Source organism: Bacillus sp. L381 (assembly GCF_030284525.1).
Classification (GTDB): domain Bacteria; phylum Bacillota; class Bacilli; order Bacillales; family Bacillaceae; genus Bacillus; species Bacillus amyloliquefaciens.
In genome coordinates this window covers 2,237,878-2,253,345 of record NZ_CP127224.1, presented here as the reverse complement: position 1 = coordinate 2,253,345, position 15,468 = coordinate 2,237,878, and the positions used below count along the sequence as shown (strand labels likewise).

Annotated in this window: 19 protein-coding genes and 1 riboswitch; of the genes, 18 read left to right on the top strand and 1 reads right to left on the bottom strand. The window is 46.3% G+C overall.

The annotated features are described in order from the left end of the window. Nucleotides 1-160: 160 nt before the first annotated feature. The 14 genes from deoB to lysA all read left to right on the top strand — a co-directional run bounded on the left by deoB (nt 161) and on the right by lysA (nt 11,643). Entirely contained in the window at nt 161-1,345 is a 1,185-nt protein-coding gene (gene deoB, locus QRX25_RS11335; RefSeq protein ID WP_065981809.1) for a phosphopentomutase, read from the top strand. Between the two features lie 11 nt (nt 1,346-1,356). Next, nucleotides 1,357-2,175, top strand: coding sequence for a purine-nucleoside phosphorylase (locus tag QRX25_RS11330; protein ID WP_013352747.1), 819 nt, complete (start codon nt 1,357-1,359; stop codon nt 2,173-2,175). 136 nt (nt 2,176-2,311) lie between these two features. Next, nucleotides 2,312-3,481 carry a D-alanyl-D-alanine carboxypeptidase family protein gene (locus QRX25_RS11325; RefSeq protein WP_212098372.1) on the top strand — a complete coding sequence of 390 codons (1,170 nt, stop codon included), beginning with the start codon at nt 2,312-2,314 and terminating at the stop codon, nt 3,479-3,481. A gap of 95 nt (nt 3,482-3,576) precedes the next feature. Beyond that, nucleotides 3,577-3,930, top strand: coding sequence for an anti-sigma F factor antagonist (gene spoIIAA / locus QRX25_RS11320; RefSeq protein WP_013352745.1), 354 nt, complete (start codon nt 3,577-3,579; stop codon nt 3,928-3,930). Next, nucleotides 3,927-4,367 carry an anti-sigma F factor gene (spoIIAB, locus tag QRX25_RS11315; RefSeq protein WP_003153347.1) on the top strand — a complete coding sequence of 147 codons (441 nt, stop codon included), beginning with the start codon at nt 3,927-3,929 and terminating at the stop codon, nt 4,365-4,367. The genes spoIIAA and spoIIAB overlap by 4 nt, the downstream gene beginning before the upstream one ends. Nucleotides 4,368-4,378: 11 nt before the next feature. Further along, on the top strand, nt 4,379-5,146 hold the full coding sequence (gene sigF / locus QRX25_RS11310) for an RNA polymerase sporulation sigma factor SigF (RefSeq protein ID WP_212098369.1): 768 nt from the start codon (nt 4,379-4,381) through the stop codon (nt 5,144-5,146). A gap of 126 nt (nt 5,147-5,272) precedes the next feature. After that, entirely contained in the window at nt 5,273-5,893 is a 621-nt protein-coding gene (gene spoVAA, locus QRX25_RS11305) for a stage V sporulation protein SpoVAA (protein WP_065981807.1), read from the top strand. Next, nucleotides 5,883-6,308 carry a stage V sporulation protein AB gene (locus QRX25_RS11300; protein WP_065981806.1) on the top strand — a complete coding sequence of 142 codons (426 nt, stop codon included), beginning with the start codon at nt 5,883-5,885 and terminating at the stop codon, nt 6,306-6,308. The genes spoVAA and QRX25_RS11300 overlap by 11 nt, the downstream gene beginning before the upstream one ends. 12 nt (nt 6,309-6,320) lie before the next feature. Further along, entirely contained in the window at nt 6,321-6,773 is a 453-nt protein-coding gene (gene spoVAC / locus QRX25_RS11295; RefSeq protein ID WP_007612334.1) for a stage V sporulation protein AC, read from the top strand. Nucleotides 6,774-6,784: 11 nt separating this feature from the next. After that, a complete protein-coding gene (gene spoVAD / locus QRX25_RS11290) occupies nt 6,785-7,801 on the top strand; it encodes a stage V sporulation protein AD (RefSeq protein WP_212098366.1) in 1,017 nt (338 codons plus the stop codon). Continuing rightward, nucleotides 7,802-8,152: a stage V sporulation protein AE gene (gene spoVAE / locus QRX25_RS11285; RefSeq protein ID WP_007409415.1), complete on the top strand. Its 351-nt coding sequence runs from the start codon at nt 7,802-7,804 to the stop codon at nt 8,150-8,152. 3 nt (nt 8,153-8,155) lie between these two features. After that, on the top strand, nt 8,156-8,764 hold the full coding sequence (gene spoVAEA / locus QRX25_RS11280; protein ID WP_115997594.1) for a stage V sporulation protein SpoVABEA: 609 nt from the start codon (nt 8,156-8,158) through the stop codon (nt 8,762-8,764). Further along, a complete protein-coding gene (locus QRX25_RS11275; protein ID WP_065981803.1) occupies nt 8,718-10,199 on the top strand; it encodes a spore germination protein in 1,482 nt (493 codons plus the stop codon). Before spoVAEA ends, QRX25_RS11275 begins: the two co-directional genes overlap by 47 nt. A gap of 124 nt (nt 10,200-10,323) precedes the next feature. Further along, a complete protein-coding gene (lysA, locus tag QRX25_RS11270) occupies nt 10,324-11,643 on the top strand; it encodes a diaminopimelate decarboxylase (RefSeq protein ID WP_212098363.1) in 1,320 nt (439 codons plus the stop codon). A 46-nt stretch (nt 11,644-11,689) separates the two neighbouring features. Here the strand turns inward: lysA and QRX25_RS11265 are convergent, their stop codons facing one another. Then, a complete protein-coding gene (locus QRX25_RS11265; RefSeq protein ID WP_212098360.1) occupies nt 11,690-12,589 on the bottom strand; it encodes a DUF1002 domain-containing protein in 900 nt (299 codons plus the stop codon). Nucleotides 12,590-12,874: 285 nt separating this feature from the next. On the opposite strand from QRX25_RS11265, the gene QRX25_RS11260 reads away from it, so the two are divergent. The 4 genes from QRX25_RS11260 (at nt 12,875) to QRX25_RS11245 (ending at nt 15,193) form a co-directional block, all read left to right on the top strand. Beyond that, nucleotides 12,875-13,306, top strand: coding sequence for a peptidylprolyl isomerase (locus QRX25_RS11260; protein ID WP_038463262.1), 432 nt, complete (start codon nt 12,875-12,877; stop codon nt 13,304-13,306). 148 nt (nt 13,307-13,454) lie between these two features. Continuing rightward, a complete protein-coding gene (locus QRX25_RS11255; protein ID WP_212101724.1) occupies nt 13,455-13,946 on the top strand; it encodes a CcdC protein domain-containing protein in 492 nt (163 codons plus the stop codon). Nucleotides 13,947-14,027: 81 nt separating this feature from the next. Next, nucleotides 14,028-14,603 (top strand): signal peptidase I sipS, encoded by a 576-nt coding sequence (sipS, locus tag QRX25_RS11250; protein WP_038462897.1) that lies wholly within the window; start codon nt 14,028-14,030, stop codon nt 14,601-14,603. Between the two features lie 245 nt (nt 14,604-14,848). Beyond that, on the top strand, nt 14,849-15,193 hold the full coding sequence (locus QRX25_RS11245) for a hypothetical protein (protein ID WP_065981798.1): 345 nt from the start codon (nt 14,849-14,851) through the stop codon (nt 15,191-15,193). A 118-nt stretch (nt 15,194-15,311) separates the two neighbouring features. Continuing rightward, a riboswitch (FMN riboswitch) is annotated at nt 15,312-15,459 on the top strand. Nucleotides 15,460-15,468: the final 9 nt, after the last annotated feature.

Sequence of the window (15,468 nt, the reverse complement as noted above, 5' to 3'; positions counted from 1 at the left end):
CCAGAGGGGCTGCGGCTTTTTTCTGTCGGATTGGCGGAATACAGAGAAGGTTCTTATTATTTGAATGGGCATTGTCAACAAGAATGTAAACGGTTTATACTTGAGTTGTCTGACCTCTGTAAGCTACAATGGACAGATGGAAGAAAAGGAGGCTTTTATGATGTCTGAATACAAATATAAACGTGTATTTTTGATCGTAATGGATTCTGTCGGAATCGGTGAAGCGCCAGACGCGGCCGATTTTAATGATATAGGCGCAAATACGCTCGGACATATCGCAGAGCACATGAACGGTTTACATATGCCCCATATGGCCCAGCTCGGTCTCGGACTGATCGGAGACATTAAGGGTGTGGAAAAAACGGGGCACCCTCTTGCGTACTACGGTAAAATGCAGGAGGCGTCAAATGGGAAAGATACGATGACAGGCCACTGGGAGATTATGGGCCTTTATATTGAAAAACCGTTTAAAGTGTTCCCGGAAGGATTTCCGGATGAGCTTCTTCAGGAGCTTGAGCGGCGTTCGGGACGGAAAATCATCGGAAATAAGCCGGCTTCAGGCACGGCGATTCTGGACGAGCTCGGTAAAGAACATATGGAAACGGGTGCGCTGATCGTTTATACATCAGCAGATTCTGTTTTGCAGATTGCGGCTCACGAAGATGTCGTTCCGCTTGACGAGCTGTACAGCATCTGTGAAACAGCCAGAGAACTGACGCTTGATCCGAAATACATGGTCGGCCGGATTATCGCAAGACCGTTCGTCGGAGAACCGGGCAGCTTCACGCGTACGCCGAACCGCCATGATTATGCCCTCAAACCGTTCGGCCGCACGGTAATGAACGGAATGAAGGACAGCGGATTTGACGTCATTTCCATCGGCAAAATATCTGATATTTATGATGGAGAAGGCATTACGTCTTCACGCCGCACGGTATCTAATATGGACGGTATGGACAAAGTCATTGAAACGATCGGTGAAGATTTTACGGGCCTGAGCTTTGCCAACCTCGTTGATTTTGATGCGCTGTACGGACACCGCCGTGATCCGGAAGGGTACGGAAAAGCGCTTGAGGAATTCGACGCGAGGCTTCCGGAAGTGTTTGAAAAAATGAAAGAAGACGATCTGCTCATCATTACGGCGGATCACGGCAATGACCCTGTCCATCACGGGACAGACCACACGCGGGAGTATGTGCCGCTTCTTGTCTACAGCAAAAAGCATAAACACACTGAACAACTGCCGCTTGCGGATACATTTGCCGATATCGGCGCAACCATTGCGGATAATTTCAAAACAGAAAAGCCGGAATACGGAAAAAGCTTTTTATCAAGATTACAGTAGGGGGACTTTTTTTGAAACAAAAGATTGAACGTGCTGCTGCATTTATTAAAGAACACGTGAAAGAAACGCCGAAGATCGGTCTGATTTTAGGGTCAGGGCTCGGAGTATTGGCAGATGAAATTGAAGGAGCTGTTAAGCTTACATATGAAACGATTCCTGATTTTCCGGTCTCAACGGTAGAAGGCCATGCCGGCCAGCTTGTGATGGGTACGCTTGAAGGTGTGCAGGTTATCGCGATGCAGGGCCGCTTTCATTACTATGAAGGCTACTCAATGGATCAGGTAACGTTTCCCGTCCGCGTGATGAAGGCGCTCGGCGTTGAATCTCTCATCGTGACGAACGCAGCCGGCGGTATCAACACTGAATTCCGCGCCGGTGATTTGATGATTATTACCGACCATATCAACTTTACGGGCACCAACCCGTTAATCGGTCCGAATGAAGCTGAATTCGGAGTCAGATTCCCGGACATGTCAGAAGCCTATGACAAAGAGCTGTCAAACTTGGCTGAAAAAACGGCGGATGAGCTTGGCATTCCGGTTCAAAAAGGTGTGTATACGGCTGTTACGGGGCCATCTTACGAAACACCGGCAGAAGTTCGGTTTTTAAGAACGATGGGATCTGACGCTGTCGGCATGTCGACTGTGCCGGAAGTTATCGTCGCCAACCATGCAGGTATGCGAGTTCTCGGCATCTCCTGCATTTCCAACGCTGCGGCCGGTATTCTTGACCAGCCGTTATCCCATGATGAAGTGATGGAAATGACGGAAAAAGTAAAAGGCGGCTTTTTGAAGCTTGTAAAAGCCGTAGTTGCACGATCTCAAAAATAAATAAACATCCGGCAGCTGTTTCTACGGAAGCAGCTGTTTTTTTGTGCCCTCAAAACGAAACATTTTCCAGATGAGGCGTATAAAACCACCGGGCTTGGAAAAAATAAAAAGGATTATGAAATGGAGGGCTTTGGAGATGAAACGTCTTATATCCACTTTGTTGATTGGCATTATATTAACCGCATCGGCACCGTCCGCTTTTGCAAAGCCGGACGGAAAACATACATCGGAGCTCGCTCATGAAGCCAAAAGCGCCGTGCTGATTGAACGCGATACGGGAAGCATTCTTTACAACAAGAACAGCCGGGAGCGTCTGGCCCCGGCAAGCATGACAAAAATCATGACCATGCTTTTAATTATGGAAGCGCTTGACAAAGGAAACATTAAGATGAGCGATAAAGTCAGGACGAGTGAACATGCCGCGTCTATGGGCGGCTCGCAGATTTTCCTTGAACCAGGAGAGGAAATGACGGTAAAAGAAATGCTCAAAGGAATTGCGATCGCTTCCGGAAATGACGCATCTGTCGCGATGGCAGAATATATCGCCGGTTCGGAAGAGGATTTCGTCAGCCGGATGAACAAAAAAGCAAAAGAATTGGGATTGAAAGATACCTTCTTCAAAAACCCGACGGGACTGCCTGAAAAAGGCCATTACAGCTCTGCTTACGACATGGCGAAAATGGCGAAGGAATTATTGAAGTATGACAAAATCACTCAATTTACGGGAACGTATGAGGATTATTTAAGAGAAAATACAGACAAAAAGTTCTGGCTCGTCAATACAAACCGGCTGATCAAATTTTATCCGGGTGTAGACGGTGTGAAAACGGGTTTTACAGGCGAAGCGAAGTATTGTTTAACTGCCACAGCTAAAAAAGGCAATATGAGGGTCATCGCAGTCGTTTTCGGAGCCAGCACTCCGAAAGAAAGAAATGCCCAAGTGACAAAAATGCTTGATTATGCCTTCAGCCAGTTTAAAACACATCCATTGTATAAACGGAATCAAATCGTCGGATCGGTCAAAGTCAAAAAAGGTAAGCAGAAACTGATCAAGCTGACCACCTCTGAACCGATTTCCCTTTTAGCCAAAAAGGGAGAGAACATGGACAAAGTTAAAAAAGAAGTGAAAATCAACAGCAATGTAACGGCTCCAGTTAAAAAAGGAGAGGTGCTCGGCAGCCTCGTTCTGAAAAAAGACGGAAAGGTGCTCGTTGAAAGCCCCGTCACGGCAAAAGACGACATGGAAAAAGCGGGTTTTCTCACTTTTCTGAAGCGGACGATGGGAGATTGGACAAAATTTAAATAATTGTGGCGAACGGACACTAGTTTTGTCATAGTGAAGGAATTGCTTTCCCGAAAATCGAAACACTCATTATCCGATCATATCAAGGAGGAATGAGCATGAGCCTTGGAATTGACTTTCATGTCAAAGAATCCGTGCTTTGTATTCGATTAACAGGTGAACTTGACCACCATACGGCAGAATCATTAAAACAAAAGGTGACTGAATCGCTGGAGGCTGATGGCATCCGTCACATCGTGCTGAACCTTGAAGATCTTTCCTTCATGGACAGCTCGGGCCTCGGCGTGATATTAGGACGTTATAAACAAATTAAACAGCTCGGCGGAGAAATGGTCGTGTGCGCGATTTCGCCTGCGGTGAGACGTCTGTTTGACATGTCGGGTCTGTTTAAAATCATCAGGTTCGAACAATCAGAACAAAAAGCGCTTTTAACGTTGGGGGTGGCATCATGAAAAACGAGATGCATCTTGAATTTTCAGCCCTCAGTCAGAATGAATCGTTTGCGCGTGTAACGGTCGCTTCTTTTATTGCGCAGCTGGACCCGACGATGGACGAGCTGACGGAAATCAAAACCGTCGTATCAGAAGCGGTAACAAACGCGATCATCCATGGCTATGAAGAAAACTGCGACGGAAAGGTGTACATCTCCGTCACGCTGGAGGATCACGTCGTCTATCTGACCATACGGGACGAAGGCCTCGGGATCACGGATCTGGAGGAAGCGCGCCAGCCGCTCTTTACGACAAAGCCCGAGCTTGAGCGCTCCGGAATGGGCTTTACCATTATGGAAAACTTCATGGATGATGTCACGATTGATTCCTCGCCGGAGATGGGGACGACGATACGCTTAACAAAACACCTATCAAAAAGCAAAGCGCTTTGTAATTAAGGAGATTTGTTATGGATGTGGAGGTTAAGAAAAACAGCAAAAACGCGCAGCTCAAGGACCATGAAGTCAAAGAATTAATCAAAAAGAGCCAAGAGGGCGACCAGCAGGCAAGAGACCTCCTCATAGAAAAAAACATGCGTCTTGTGTGGTCTGTCGTGCAAAGGTTCTTAAACAGAGGCTATGAGCCGGACGATCTGTTTCAGATCGGCTGTATCGGATTGTTAAAATCCGTTGATAAATTCGATTTGTCCTATGATGTCCGTTTTTCAACTTATGCCGTGCCGATGATTATCGGAGAAATCCAGCGCTTCATCCGTGATGACGGAACCGTCAAAGTGTCAAGATCTTTAAAAGAGCTGGGCAATAAAATCCGCCGGGCGAAAGATGAGCTGTCAAAAACATACGGAAGAGTGCCGACCGTTCAGGAAATCGCGGACCATTTAGAAATTGATGCGGAGGATGTGGTGCTTGCGCAGGAAGCGGTGCGGGCGCCTTCATCCATTCATGAGACGGTATATGAAAATGACGGAGACCCGATCACCCTGCTCGATCAGATCGCCGATCATTCAGAAGAGAAGTGGTTTGACAAAATCGCCCTCAAGGAAGCGATCAGTGATTTGGAAGAAAGGGAAAAACTCATTGTCTATCTGAGGTATTACAAAGACCAGACCCAGTCGGAAGTAGCCGAACGGCTCGGGATTTCACAAGTCCAGGTATCGAGGCTGGAGAAAAAAATATTAAAGCAGATTAAAATGCAGATGGATCATACGGAAAGCTGACCTTTTACGGGCCGGCTTTTTTTATTTGTGCATCAGTGGTAATTTATGGTCTTTTGCCGCTGATGAATGAGAACAAAAGTGAACCACATACTACATATATAACCACCCGAAAGATGGTGATGCAAGATGGAAAGACGAATATTCCTCAGACTTCGCCACCGCGTGAAGGCTCATACCGGAGATATCATCACAGTCGGCGATGCCGCGCAGATCGCGGGACAGCAAAAGCTGAAAAAAAAACTGTCGGCACTGCCGCTGTATCAGATCACGAAAAAAGACAAAAATATCGTCGTGCTGGACATTATAAGAGTGCTGAAGGCCATTCATACCGCTTTTCCCGCTCTTGATGTACAGACCGTCGGCGGCGCTGAAACGATAGTGGAAATCCATTACCAGAAAAAGCAGCTGTCAGCCGTTTTGTTTGTCGGTGTCTGGCTGCTGCTTTTTATCGGTTCATGTCTCGCCATTATGAATTTTCATGAAGATGTCAGTATGAGAGATGTTCATATCGCCTTATATGAAATCATAACGGGCAGACGGAATGAATATCCGTATCTGCTTCAGATTCCGTACAGCATCGGCCTCGGTCTCGGTATGATCGTCTTTTTCAATCACATCTTCAAAAAACGCCTGAATGAAGAGCCAAGCCCGCTGGAGGTCGAGATGTTTAATTATCAGCTTGATCTCGATCATTATGTCGCAATGCACGAAAATGAAGAAACGATGAAAGATCTGCATGATCGTTAGCATTCTTTTCGTTATATTTGTCGGGCTTGGCGGCGGGCTGACCGTGGGAGCGGGCTTTGTAGCTTTTTTAACCGTTATGGGAATCGTCCCCCGCCTTATGCAGCTGACAAAAACAATGCGTTTTGTACAGGCCTACGAAGGGGCTGTTATTTCAGGGGCTGTGTTTGGCGGCTGGGAAACCTTAAATATGAATCATTTTTTTTTATCTGAATGGCTAGCCGTTCCGGTCGGGCTTTTGGCCGGCATGTTTATCGGCATGCTGGCTGCCGCGCTTACAGAAGTGCTGAATGTACTTCCCATTCTTGCCAAACGGATCGGCTTCGGCAGCAAAATCATCATTTTGCTGATGGCCATTGTGCTCGGCAAAATAGCCGGCTCTTTATTTCATTGGCTGTATTTTATCCATCATTCATAAGGAGGAACAGACGTGACAAACTTAAAAGAAAATTACAAAACAAAAGTGAAAGACTATCAGCCGAAACCGCCATATGTCTGGAATTGTGTCAAAGCTTTTCTGATCGGCGGTTTGATCTGTCTGATCGGGCAGGCTCTTCAAGATTTTTACATCCACTTTTTTAATTTTAACGAAAAAACAGCGGGCAACCCGACGTCCGCCACTCTTATTTTAATTTCAGCCCTGCTGACCGGATTCGGCATTTATGACAGACTCGGTCAATTTGCCGGAGCGGGTTCAGCCGTGCCGGTGACGGGATTTGCAAACAGTATGACAAGCGCGGCTCTGGAACACAGAAGTGAAGGGCTTGTGCTCGGAGTGGCGACAAACATGTTTAAATTGGCGGGAAACGTCATTGTATTCGGCGTCGTGGCGGCCTATATCGTAGGGCTGATACGGTTTGCTTGTGAAAAACTGTTTTCATAGGAGGAGAAAAAATGAAATTGACCGGAAAGCAAACCTGGGTGTTTGAAAACCCGTTATTTATAAATGCGGCGGGGACGGCAGCCGGACCGAAAGAAAAAGACGGCCCGCTCGGCTCGCTGTTTGATAAGACATACGATGAAATGCATTGCAATCAGAAAAACTGGGAAATGGCGGAACGCCAATTAATGGAAGATGCCATCAACTCCGCTTTGCAAAAACAAAACCTGAAAAAGAGCGATATTGATTTGTTGCTCGCAGGTGATCTTCTAAATCAAAATGTGACGGCCAATTACGTCGCAAGACATCTGAAAATTCCGTTCCTCTGTCTGTTCGGCGCCTGCTCGACGTCAATGGAAACGGTTGCTGTCGCATCGGCACTCATTGACGGCGGTTTTGCGAACCGGGCGATTGCGGCCACGAGCAGCCATAATGCGACGGCAGAACGGCAATTCCGTAATCCGACGGAGTATGGCGGGCAAAAACCGGATACGGCCACTTCAACGGTCACGGGGGGAGGGGCGGTCATCATCAGCCAAAACCCTTCTGATATCAGGATTACAAGCGCGACAGTGGGAAAAGTAAGCGACCTCGGGATTACAGACCCGTTTGATATGGGCTCCGCCATGGCGCCTGCTGCTGCCGATACAATCAAACAGCATCTGAAGGACTTGAACCGCACGGCGGATGATTACGATCTGATTTTAACGGGAGACCTTTCAGGCGTCGGCTCACCGATCTTGAAAGATTTGCTCAAAGAAGAAGGCTATCCCGCCGGAACGAAACACGATGACTGCGGTCTGCTCATCTATACGCCGGATCAGCAGGTATTTGCGGGCGGAAGCGGCTGCGCCTGCTCCGCGCTTGTTACGTACACACATATTTTTAATCAATTGAAAGCAGGGACTCTAAACAGGGTACTCGTTGTCGCGACAGGAGCGCTTTTAAGTCCGACAATGATTCAGCAGAAGGAAACCATTCCGACCATCGCGCACGGTGTGGTATTTGAGCGGGCGGGAGGTGCATCATAAATGGAATATCTGTTGGCTTTTGTTTGCGGGGGAATCATTTGCATTATCGGTCAGCTGCTGCTTGACATTTTTAAACTGACACCCGCTCATGTGATGACAACTTTTGTGGTCATCGGCGCCTTGTTGGATGGGTTCGGAATATATGACAAATTTATCGAATTCGCAGGCGCGGGCGCGACGGTTCCTATCGTCAGCTTCGGACACAGCTTATTGCACGGCGCCATGCATCAAGCTCACGAGCATGGATTTATCGGGATCGCCATGGGGATTTTTGAACTTACTTCCGCCGGTATATCTTCAGCGATTTTATTCGCATTTCTTGTAGCCGTTATTTTTAAACCGAAAGGATAATGCCTGATGACGAAACGGAAGGTCATCCTTGTGACAGACGGGGACGTATACGCCGCCAAAACGATTGAATATGCCGCGGAAAAAACAGGCGGACGGTGTATTTCCCAATCAAAGGGCAACCCGTCAACCAGAAGCGGTCCGGAACTTATTCAGCTGATTAAAGCCGCGCCGAATGACCCGGTGTTTGTCATGTTTGACGATTCGGGCCTGCAAGGTGAAGGACCGGGCGAAACGGCGCTGAAATATGTCGCCTCACATCAAGACATTGAAGTGCTGGGGGTGATTGCGGTCGCTTCTAAAACCCATCAGGCTGAATGGACGAAAGTAGATGTCTCCATTGACCGTGATGGAGAAGTGACGGAGTTTGGCGTCGACAAAATCGGAATGAGAGAAATGGACGAGCACAGAATGAACGGAGACACGGTGTATTGTCTTGACAAACTGGACGTTCCCCTCATCGTAGGCATCGGCGACATAGGAAAGATGGGAAGAAAAGATGATATCTCCAAAGGCTCGCCGATTACGATGAAGGCTGTCGAATTCATTTTAGAAAGGAGCGAATATCATGCCGGAAAAACCGGAAAACATGATCAAGGTGTACCGGGATCCTAGAAAAAATGAACAATTTTTTAAAGACCGCGTCGGGATGGGAACGAGCTATGATGTCGGCGTCCGTAAAGTTCGAGTATTAGACCGGGAAGTCCAGATTTACTTTGTCAACGGATTAACCGATACTTTGTTTATCATTCATTTAATGGAACAGCTCGTCGACGTCAATAATTATGACGAGAATGCGGATGAAGCGATTGACGTTGTAGAAAACAGGCTTGTCAATCAGCAGGTCCAAAAAGTGAAAACGCTCGACGAAGCAACGGATCAAGTGCTTTCCGGACTTGTCGCTGTTATCGTTGAAGACGCGGGCTTCGCTTTCGTCGTCGACGTCAGGAATTATCCCGGACGCACGCCCGAAGAACCGGATACGGAAAAGGTCGTGCGCGGGGCAAGAGACGGTTTTATAGAAAGTATCGTCATTAATACAGCATTGATCAGAAGAAGAATCAGAGACGAAAGGCTCCGCGTCAAAATTACGAAAGTCGGTGAGCGCTCTAAGACCGATCTGGCCATAGTGTATATAGAGGACATCGCGGATCCGGATCTTGTCAGCATCGTCGAAAACGAAGTGAATGCGATTGACATTGACGGGCTGACGATGGCTGATAAAACGGTGGAAGAATTTATCGTCAAGCAGGGCTACAACCCGTTTCCGATGGTCAGATACACGGAGCGCCCGGATGTGGCCGCCAATCATATTTTGGAAGGGCACGTCATTATTGTCGTCGATACGTCACCGAGCGTTATCATTACGCCCACAACGATTTTTCACCATGTTCAGCATGCGGAAGAATACAGGCAGGCTCCTTCTGTCGGGACATTTTTAAGATGGATCAGGTTTTTCGGTATTATCGCTTCAACTGTTCTGCTTCCGATTTGGTTCCTGTTTGTTCTCGAACCGTCTCTTCTGCCTGAAAGATTGGATTTTATCGGCTTAAATAAAAATACGCATATCCCGATCATTCTGCAAATCTTTTTGGCCGATCTGGGCATTGAGTTTCTCAGGATGGCCGCGATCCATACGCCGACCGCTTTATCGACCGCCATGGGGCTGATTGCGGCGGTGCTGATCGGACAAATCGCCATAGCGGTGGGGCTGTTTTCAGCCGAAGTGATTTTGTACGTATCGATCGCCGCCATCGGATCATTCACCACGCCGAGCTATGAACTCAGCCTCGCCAATAAAATGGTACGTCTCATCTTAATGATTCTCGTGGCCATTTTCAAAGTGAAAGGCTTTGTTATCGGCTTTACATTGCTGCTGATCGTAATGGCGAGTATCCGCTCATTTCATACGCCGTATTTATGGCCGTTTTTACCATTTAACGGCAAGGCGCTGTGGCAGGTGCTCGTCCGGACGACAGTGCCGGGAGCAAAAGTCAGACCGAGCATTGTTCACCCGAAAGACCGTCAAAGACAGCCAAGCGGTTCATAATCGCATTGAAACCGACAGAAGATTATGATATTGTATGTCTTAACTTATACGGGACCTGTATAAGGACAGCTCAAAAAAAGCTGTCCTTTTCACCCATATGCGGATCAGAAAGAGGGAATGAGCATTGTTCTTACATGGCACAAGCAGACAAAACAAACTAGGTCATCTGGAAATCGGAGGTGTGGATGCGCTGTATTTAGCGGAGCATTACGGTACGCCTCTTTATGTTTATGACGTGGCTTTAATACGTGAGCGCGCTAAAAGCTTTAAACAGGCATTCATTGAAGCGGATTTAAAAGCGCAGGTCGCATATGCGAGCAAGGCGTTTTCTTCCGTTGCAATGATACAGCTTGCTGAGCAGGAGGGGCTTTCATTGGACGTTGTGTCCGGCGGAGAGCTGTTTACGGCGGTTTCGGCCGGTTTTCCGGCTGAGAGGATACATTTTCACGGCAATAACAAAAGCAGGGAAGAATTGAAAATGGCGCTCGATCATCAAATCGGCTGCATCGTCGTTGATAATTTTCATGAAATATCTTTACTTGCGGAACTGTGCCGCAAATCAGGGCGCGCCATGGATGTGCTTCTGCGGATCACCCCGGGGGTAGAGGCGCACACGCATGATTATATTACGACAGGGCAGGAAGATTCCAAATTCGGCTTTGATCTGCATAACGGGCAAATAGAAAAGGCGATTGAGCAAGTATTACAGTCAGACTATATCCGTCTTCTCGGCGTTCACTGCCATATCGGATCGCAAATTTTTGATACGGCGGGCTTTGTCCTGGCCGCGGAAAAAATCTTTGCAAAACTGAATGAATGGAGAGAATCATTCGGCTTTGTCTCTGAAGTGCTGAATTTAGGAGGAGGCTTCGGCATCCGCTACACGGAGGAGGATGAACCTCTTCATCCCGCCGACTACGTGGAAAAAATTATTGAAGCGGTAAAAGAAAACGCAGAACTATACGCTTTTGACATTCCGGAAATCTGGATTGAACCGGGACGTTCGCTCGTCGGAGACGCCGGAACGACGCTTTATACCATCGGTTCGCAAAAAGAAGTGCCCGGCACCCGTAAATATGCAGCGGTTGACGGAGGCATGAGCGATAATATCCGTCCAGCGCTTTATCAGGCAAAATATGAAGCCGTATCGGCAAACAGAATCGCAGAACACCACGACACAACGGTATCCATCGCGGGTAAGTGCTGTGAAAGCGGAGATATGCTTATCTGGGATATAGACCTTCCGGAAGTGAAAGAAGGCGATCTGCTCGCCGTTTTCTGCACGGGAGCATACGGATACAGCATGGCTAACAACTATAACCGCATTCCGCGTCCCGCCGTTGTATTTGTGGAAGACGGCGAAGCGCATCTTGTCATTAAAAGGGAAACCTATGAAGACATTGTCAAGCTGGATCTGCCGTTTAAGACGGGAGTCAAACAATAAACAAAAAAAGAGACCGGGGCGATACAGTCCCGGTCTCTTTGTAGTTTTAGCTGTTAGAGCTTGATCCGCTGTCTCCTGTAAATACAGATACGATCGCATTCCAAATCGAAGCGAAGAAATCAATGACTTTTTGAATAAAGCTTTTGCCTTCGTCGGATTGAATGAACTTTGTGATTTTGTCTTTAGCCTTATCAAGCTGATTGCCGACTTGGCCCCAATCAATCTTGGCATTTTTCATTTTATTAAACAATGAAACAAGCTGGTCTTTTTGAGCGTCAGTCAGTGTAATGTTAAGGTTTGATGCCGCATCATCGACTTTTTTCTCGATTCCTTCTTTTGTATCGGGCACACCGTTTTTCGCGAAATCGTCTTTAATGTTTGCGATAAGCGCGGAGGCGTTTTTATCTCCGATTTTATCTCCGAGTTTTGATGTTGTGACAAGTTCTTGGTTGGCTACTTGTTTTACATCTTCTGAAATCGCTTTGTCTGATGAAACTTCATATGCCTTAATGATCCCTGTTAATGCTGCGGTTCCTGATACTTCAAACGGCGCCGTCACGTTTACTTTCGCATCTTTCACGCCTGCTGTCATCAGCGCGTTTAAGTACATTTCATCCGTAATGGAATTGATATTATGGGTTTGGACGTCAAGCCCGGACCCTTTCTTTTCCACCGTGATGGATGATGAAGAAATGGCTCTTGTGCCGATTTGGGCATTCGATATATATTTTCCCAGATATTCATGTTCTTCTTTATTAGTGACCGTCACTTTTGTCGCGTTATCAGGAACATTTAATTCGTCAAGCACTTTTTGACGGTCTGCGTTTGACAGATCTGCTCCCAGTGTGACGATGACATCTCCGACTGCGGCATCGGCCAGGCTGATTTTCGGTATTGTGCACAATACAACGGCCGCCGCCAGCAATCCAATCCACATTTTTTTCAAAGCGGTTAACCTCCTTCTTTTCACAAATGCCGTTTTGAAGCGGTTTGTGAGGCCCTGCGTGAAGCAGTTCCGTTACATAGACGGCTGTGAAGCTGTTCTGGTTTCATTTTCTTTCTTTGGAAGCTGGGAGATTCGTTTTCCGGCTGAAGGTGTGGTATAATAAGCCGCGAAAAGAAGAGCAGACGCATCTTCCTTCAAAAGAATATCAAAAAGAAAGCCGGCTTACAATTGAAAATTCATGCAGGAGAAGGCTTTGACAAAAAACATATGGAAGTAGGAATGAGAATGAAAACTGGTTACATCGAAATGGAAAACGGCAGCAGAATCGAATTTGAACTTTATCCGAATGAAGCGCCTAATACAGTCGCTAACTTTGAAAACCTGGCGAATACGGGCTTTTATGACGGCGTTATTTTCCACCGCGTGATTCCGGGCTTTGTCAGCCAAGGCGGAGATCCGACTGGGACAGGCATGGGCGGAAGCGGAAAAACGATCAAATGTGAAACAGAAGGCAACCCGCATAAGCACGAAGCCGGTTCTTTATCAATGGCGCATGCCGGTAAAGACACGGGTTCAAGCCAATTCTTCATCGTACATGAGCCGCAGCCGCATTTAAACGGCGTTCACACTGTATTCGGAAAAGTGACAAGCGGTTTAGAGCACGCGAAAAACATGTCTAACGGAGACAAAATGAAAGAAGTCCGTGTAGAAGGTTAATGACGGAAAACCCGCCTTTTCAGGCGGGTTTTTTTATGTATATGAAAATTCTCATGTGTAAATCATGAAAAAATACATATATGAACTGTAGCGGTCACTCTGGTATAGTGTAAAAGACCGATTACAACAATGAAAAGAGGTAAAAATGTTGGTTCAATTGGCAACCGTTTTATTTGTCATTATCATTATTGCACTTATTTTTTGGTTCAGAATGAAAAAGGGGAACAGGCCGATTAAAGGCGGCGGCTTCGGCATCATTCTTCCGCTTTTGATTATCGCCGTCATTTTTTCGTTCAGCATCAGCCAGCTCATGAATATCCCGGGAAAGCCGTTTCATCTTCCCGCTGTTTGGGAGCTAGCCATCGCCGGACTGTTAGGCGCGGTATTTGGCGTCATTATGCTGTCACAAACCGCATATGAAATCCGGGAAGACGGCTTTGTCTACTCCAAGCGGAATAAAAACTTTAAATATGTCATTATTGCGATTATTGCGATCCGTATCGTGCTCAGTCAATATTTCAAAAACATTGACGCGGCGGAATTTGCCGTTTTAACAATGGAGCTTGCTTTTGTGTATTTGTGCATTTGGCGGATCGGAAGCTTCGTGAAATACCGTAAAATCAGCAGATCCAGCTTGTGAAATGAAAAAAATGGATGAGGTGCGGGGCTTATTTGCCCTCTGTGCAGGGATTCATGGTAAAATAAAAAACAACCATGGCTAATGGGAGGAAATCACTTGAAATCAGAAAAAGAAAAAACTTCTAAAAAAAGCGCCGTACTTGATTGGGCGAAAGCCATTATCATCGCTGTCGTTCTGGCAGTGCTCATCCGCAACTTTTTATTTGCTCCTTATGTCGTTGACGGGGAATCAATGGAACCGACTCTGCATGACCGCGAGAGGATCTTTGTCAATATGACGGTCAAATACATAAGCGACTTCAAACGCGGCCAGATCGTCGTTCTGAACGGAGAAAACGAGCACTATGTCAAACGGATTATCGGACTTCCCGGCGACACGGTGCAAATGAAAAACGATCAGCTGTACATCAACGGCAAAAAAGTGTCCGAACCGTATTTAGCGGCAAACAAGAAAAAGGCGAAGCAGGACGGCTATGACACGCTGACGGATGACTTCGGCCCGGTGAAAGTGCCGGACGACAAATATTTCGTCATGGGTGATAACCGCAGAAACTCTATGGACAGCCGCAACGGCCTCGGTCTTTTTACGAAAAAACAAATAGCGGGAACATCAAAATTCGTCTTCTTCCCGTTTAATGAAATCCGCAAGACAAAATAAACCGTACGAGCAGTTTTCTTTAGAGAAAACTGCTTTTTTTTATAAATTTATCTTTCTACCCACAAAAACAGAACATAAATTCGTATATCTATTTAATAGATAGAAAGTTTTACAGATACATGAAACATCTTCCCTTTATGACTCGTTATATGAATAACTCACGCAGGGAAGAACGGTTTTCTATTCATGAAAAAAAGGAATATGACATAGTAATGAATAGATTGATACGGGCTGGAGGTAGAAAAATGGAAAGAATTAAAACAAAAGCAGCCATTTTACTTGTACTGCTGCTGTTATTGGCGGGCGGTTTTATGGTCATAAACGATATTGAACTGAAAGACGTGCCGACTGCGATCGGACAAACCCTGTCTCAGGAAAAAGAAGAATATACAGTGAAAACATATAAAATTACGAAAATAGAAGGAAATGAATACCATGGTACGGCAGCAAACGGCACAAAAATCATTTTTAACGGCGACAAGCTGACACAGGATCTCTCCGATGTGAAAAAAGGAGATAAGATTAAAGCGTATTTCAGCAAATCGAACCGGATTGACGGCTTATTGAAGGTTGTTAAAGTAAACGAATAAATGAAGGCGCCTTTTTGGAAAAAAGGCGCTTTTTATTTTTCTGAATAATTAGGTGCAAATTCATTGCGCCTCCTGTAAAGGATGTTATAATAGCGGATAAGGACAAAAAAATATTGATTGTATCCTTCGGGGCTGGGTGAAAATCCCGACCGGCGGTAATAAGGCGCTCCTGCGCTTTACAGCCCGTGACCCGTATGCATCTGTATACGGTGGATTCAGTGAAAAGCTGAAGCCGACAGTGAAAGTCTGGATGGGAGAAGGATGAGAGAAGCTAT

Bases quoted from the DNA above. Each gene is read 5' to 3' on its own strand.
- deoB (WP_065981809.1), top strand. From the start codon at position 161: ATGTCTGAATACAAATATAAACGTGTATTTTTGATCGTAATGGATTCT.
- QRX25_RS11325 (WP_212098372.1), top strand. From the start codon at position 2,312: ATGAAACGTCTTATATCCACTTTGTTGATTGGCATTATATTAACCGCA.
- spoIIAA (WP_013352745.1), top strand. From the start codon at position 3,577: ATGAGCCTTGGAATTGACTTTCATGTCAAAGAATCCGTGCTTTGTATT.
- spoIIAB (WP_003153347.1), top strand. From the start codon at position 3,927: ATGAAAAACGAGATGCATCTTGAATTTTCAGCCCTCAGTCAGAATGAA.
- sigF (WP_212098369.1), top strand. From the start codon at position 4,379: ATGGATGTGGAGGTTAAGAAAAACAGCAAAAACGCGCAGCTCAAGGAC.
- spoVAA (WP_065981807.1), top strand. From the start codon at position 5,273: ATGGAAAGACGAATATTCCTCAGACTTCGCCACCGCGTGAAGGCTCAT.
- QRX25_RS11300 (WP_065981806.1), top strand. From the start codon at position 5,883: ATGATCGTTAGCATTCTTTTCGTTATATTTGTCGGGCTTGGCGGCGGG.
- spoVAD (WP_212098366.1), top strand. From the start codon at position 6,785: ATGAAATTGACCGGAAAGCAAACCTGGGTGTTTGAAAACCCGTTATTT.
- spoVAE (WP_007409415.1), top strand. From the start codon at position 7,802: ATGGAATATCTGTTGGCTTTTGTTTGCGGGGGAATCATTTGCATTATC.
- QRX25_RS11275 (WP_065981803.1), top strand. From the start codon at position 8,718: ATGCCGGAAAAACCGGAAAACATGATCAAGGTGTACCGGGATCCTAGA.
- QRX25_RS11260 (WP_038463262.1), top strand. From the start codon at position 12,875: ATGAAAACTGGTTACATCGAAATGGAAAACGGCAGCAGAATCGAATTT.
- sipS (WP_038462897.1), top strand. From the start codon at position 14,028: ATGGGAGGAAATCACTTGAAATCAGAAAAAGAAAAAACTTCTAAAAAA.
- QRX25_RS11245 (WP_065981798.1), top strand. From the start codon at position 14,849: ATGGAAAGAATTAAAACAAAAGCAGCCATTTTACTTGTACTGCTGCTG.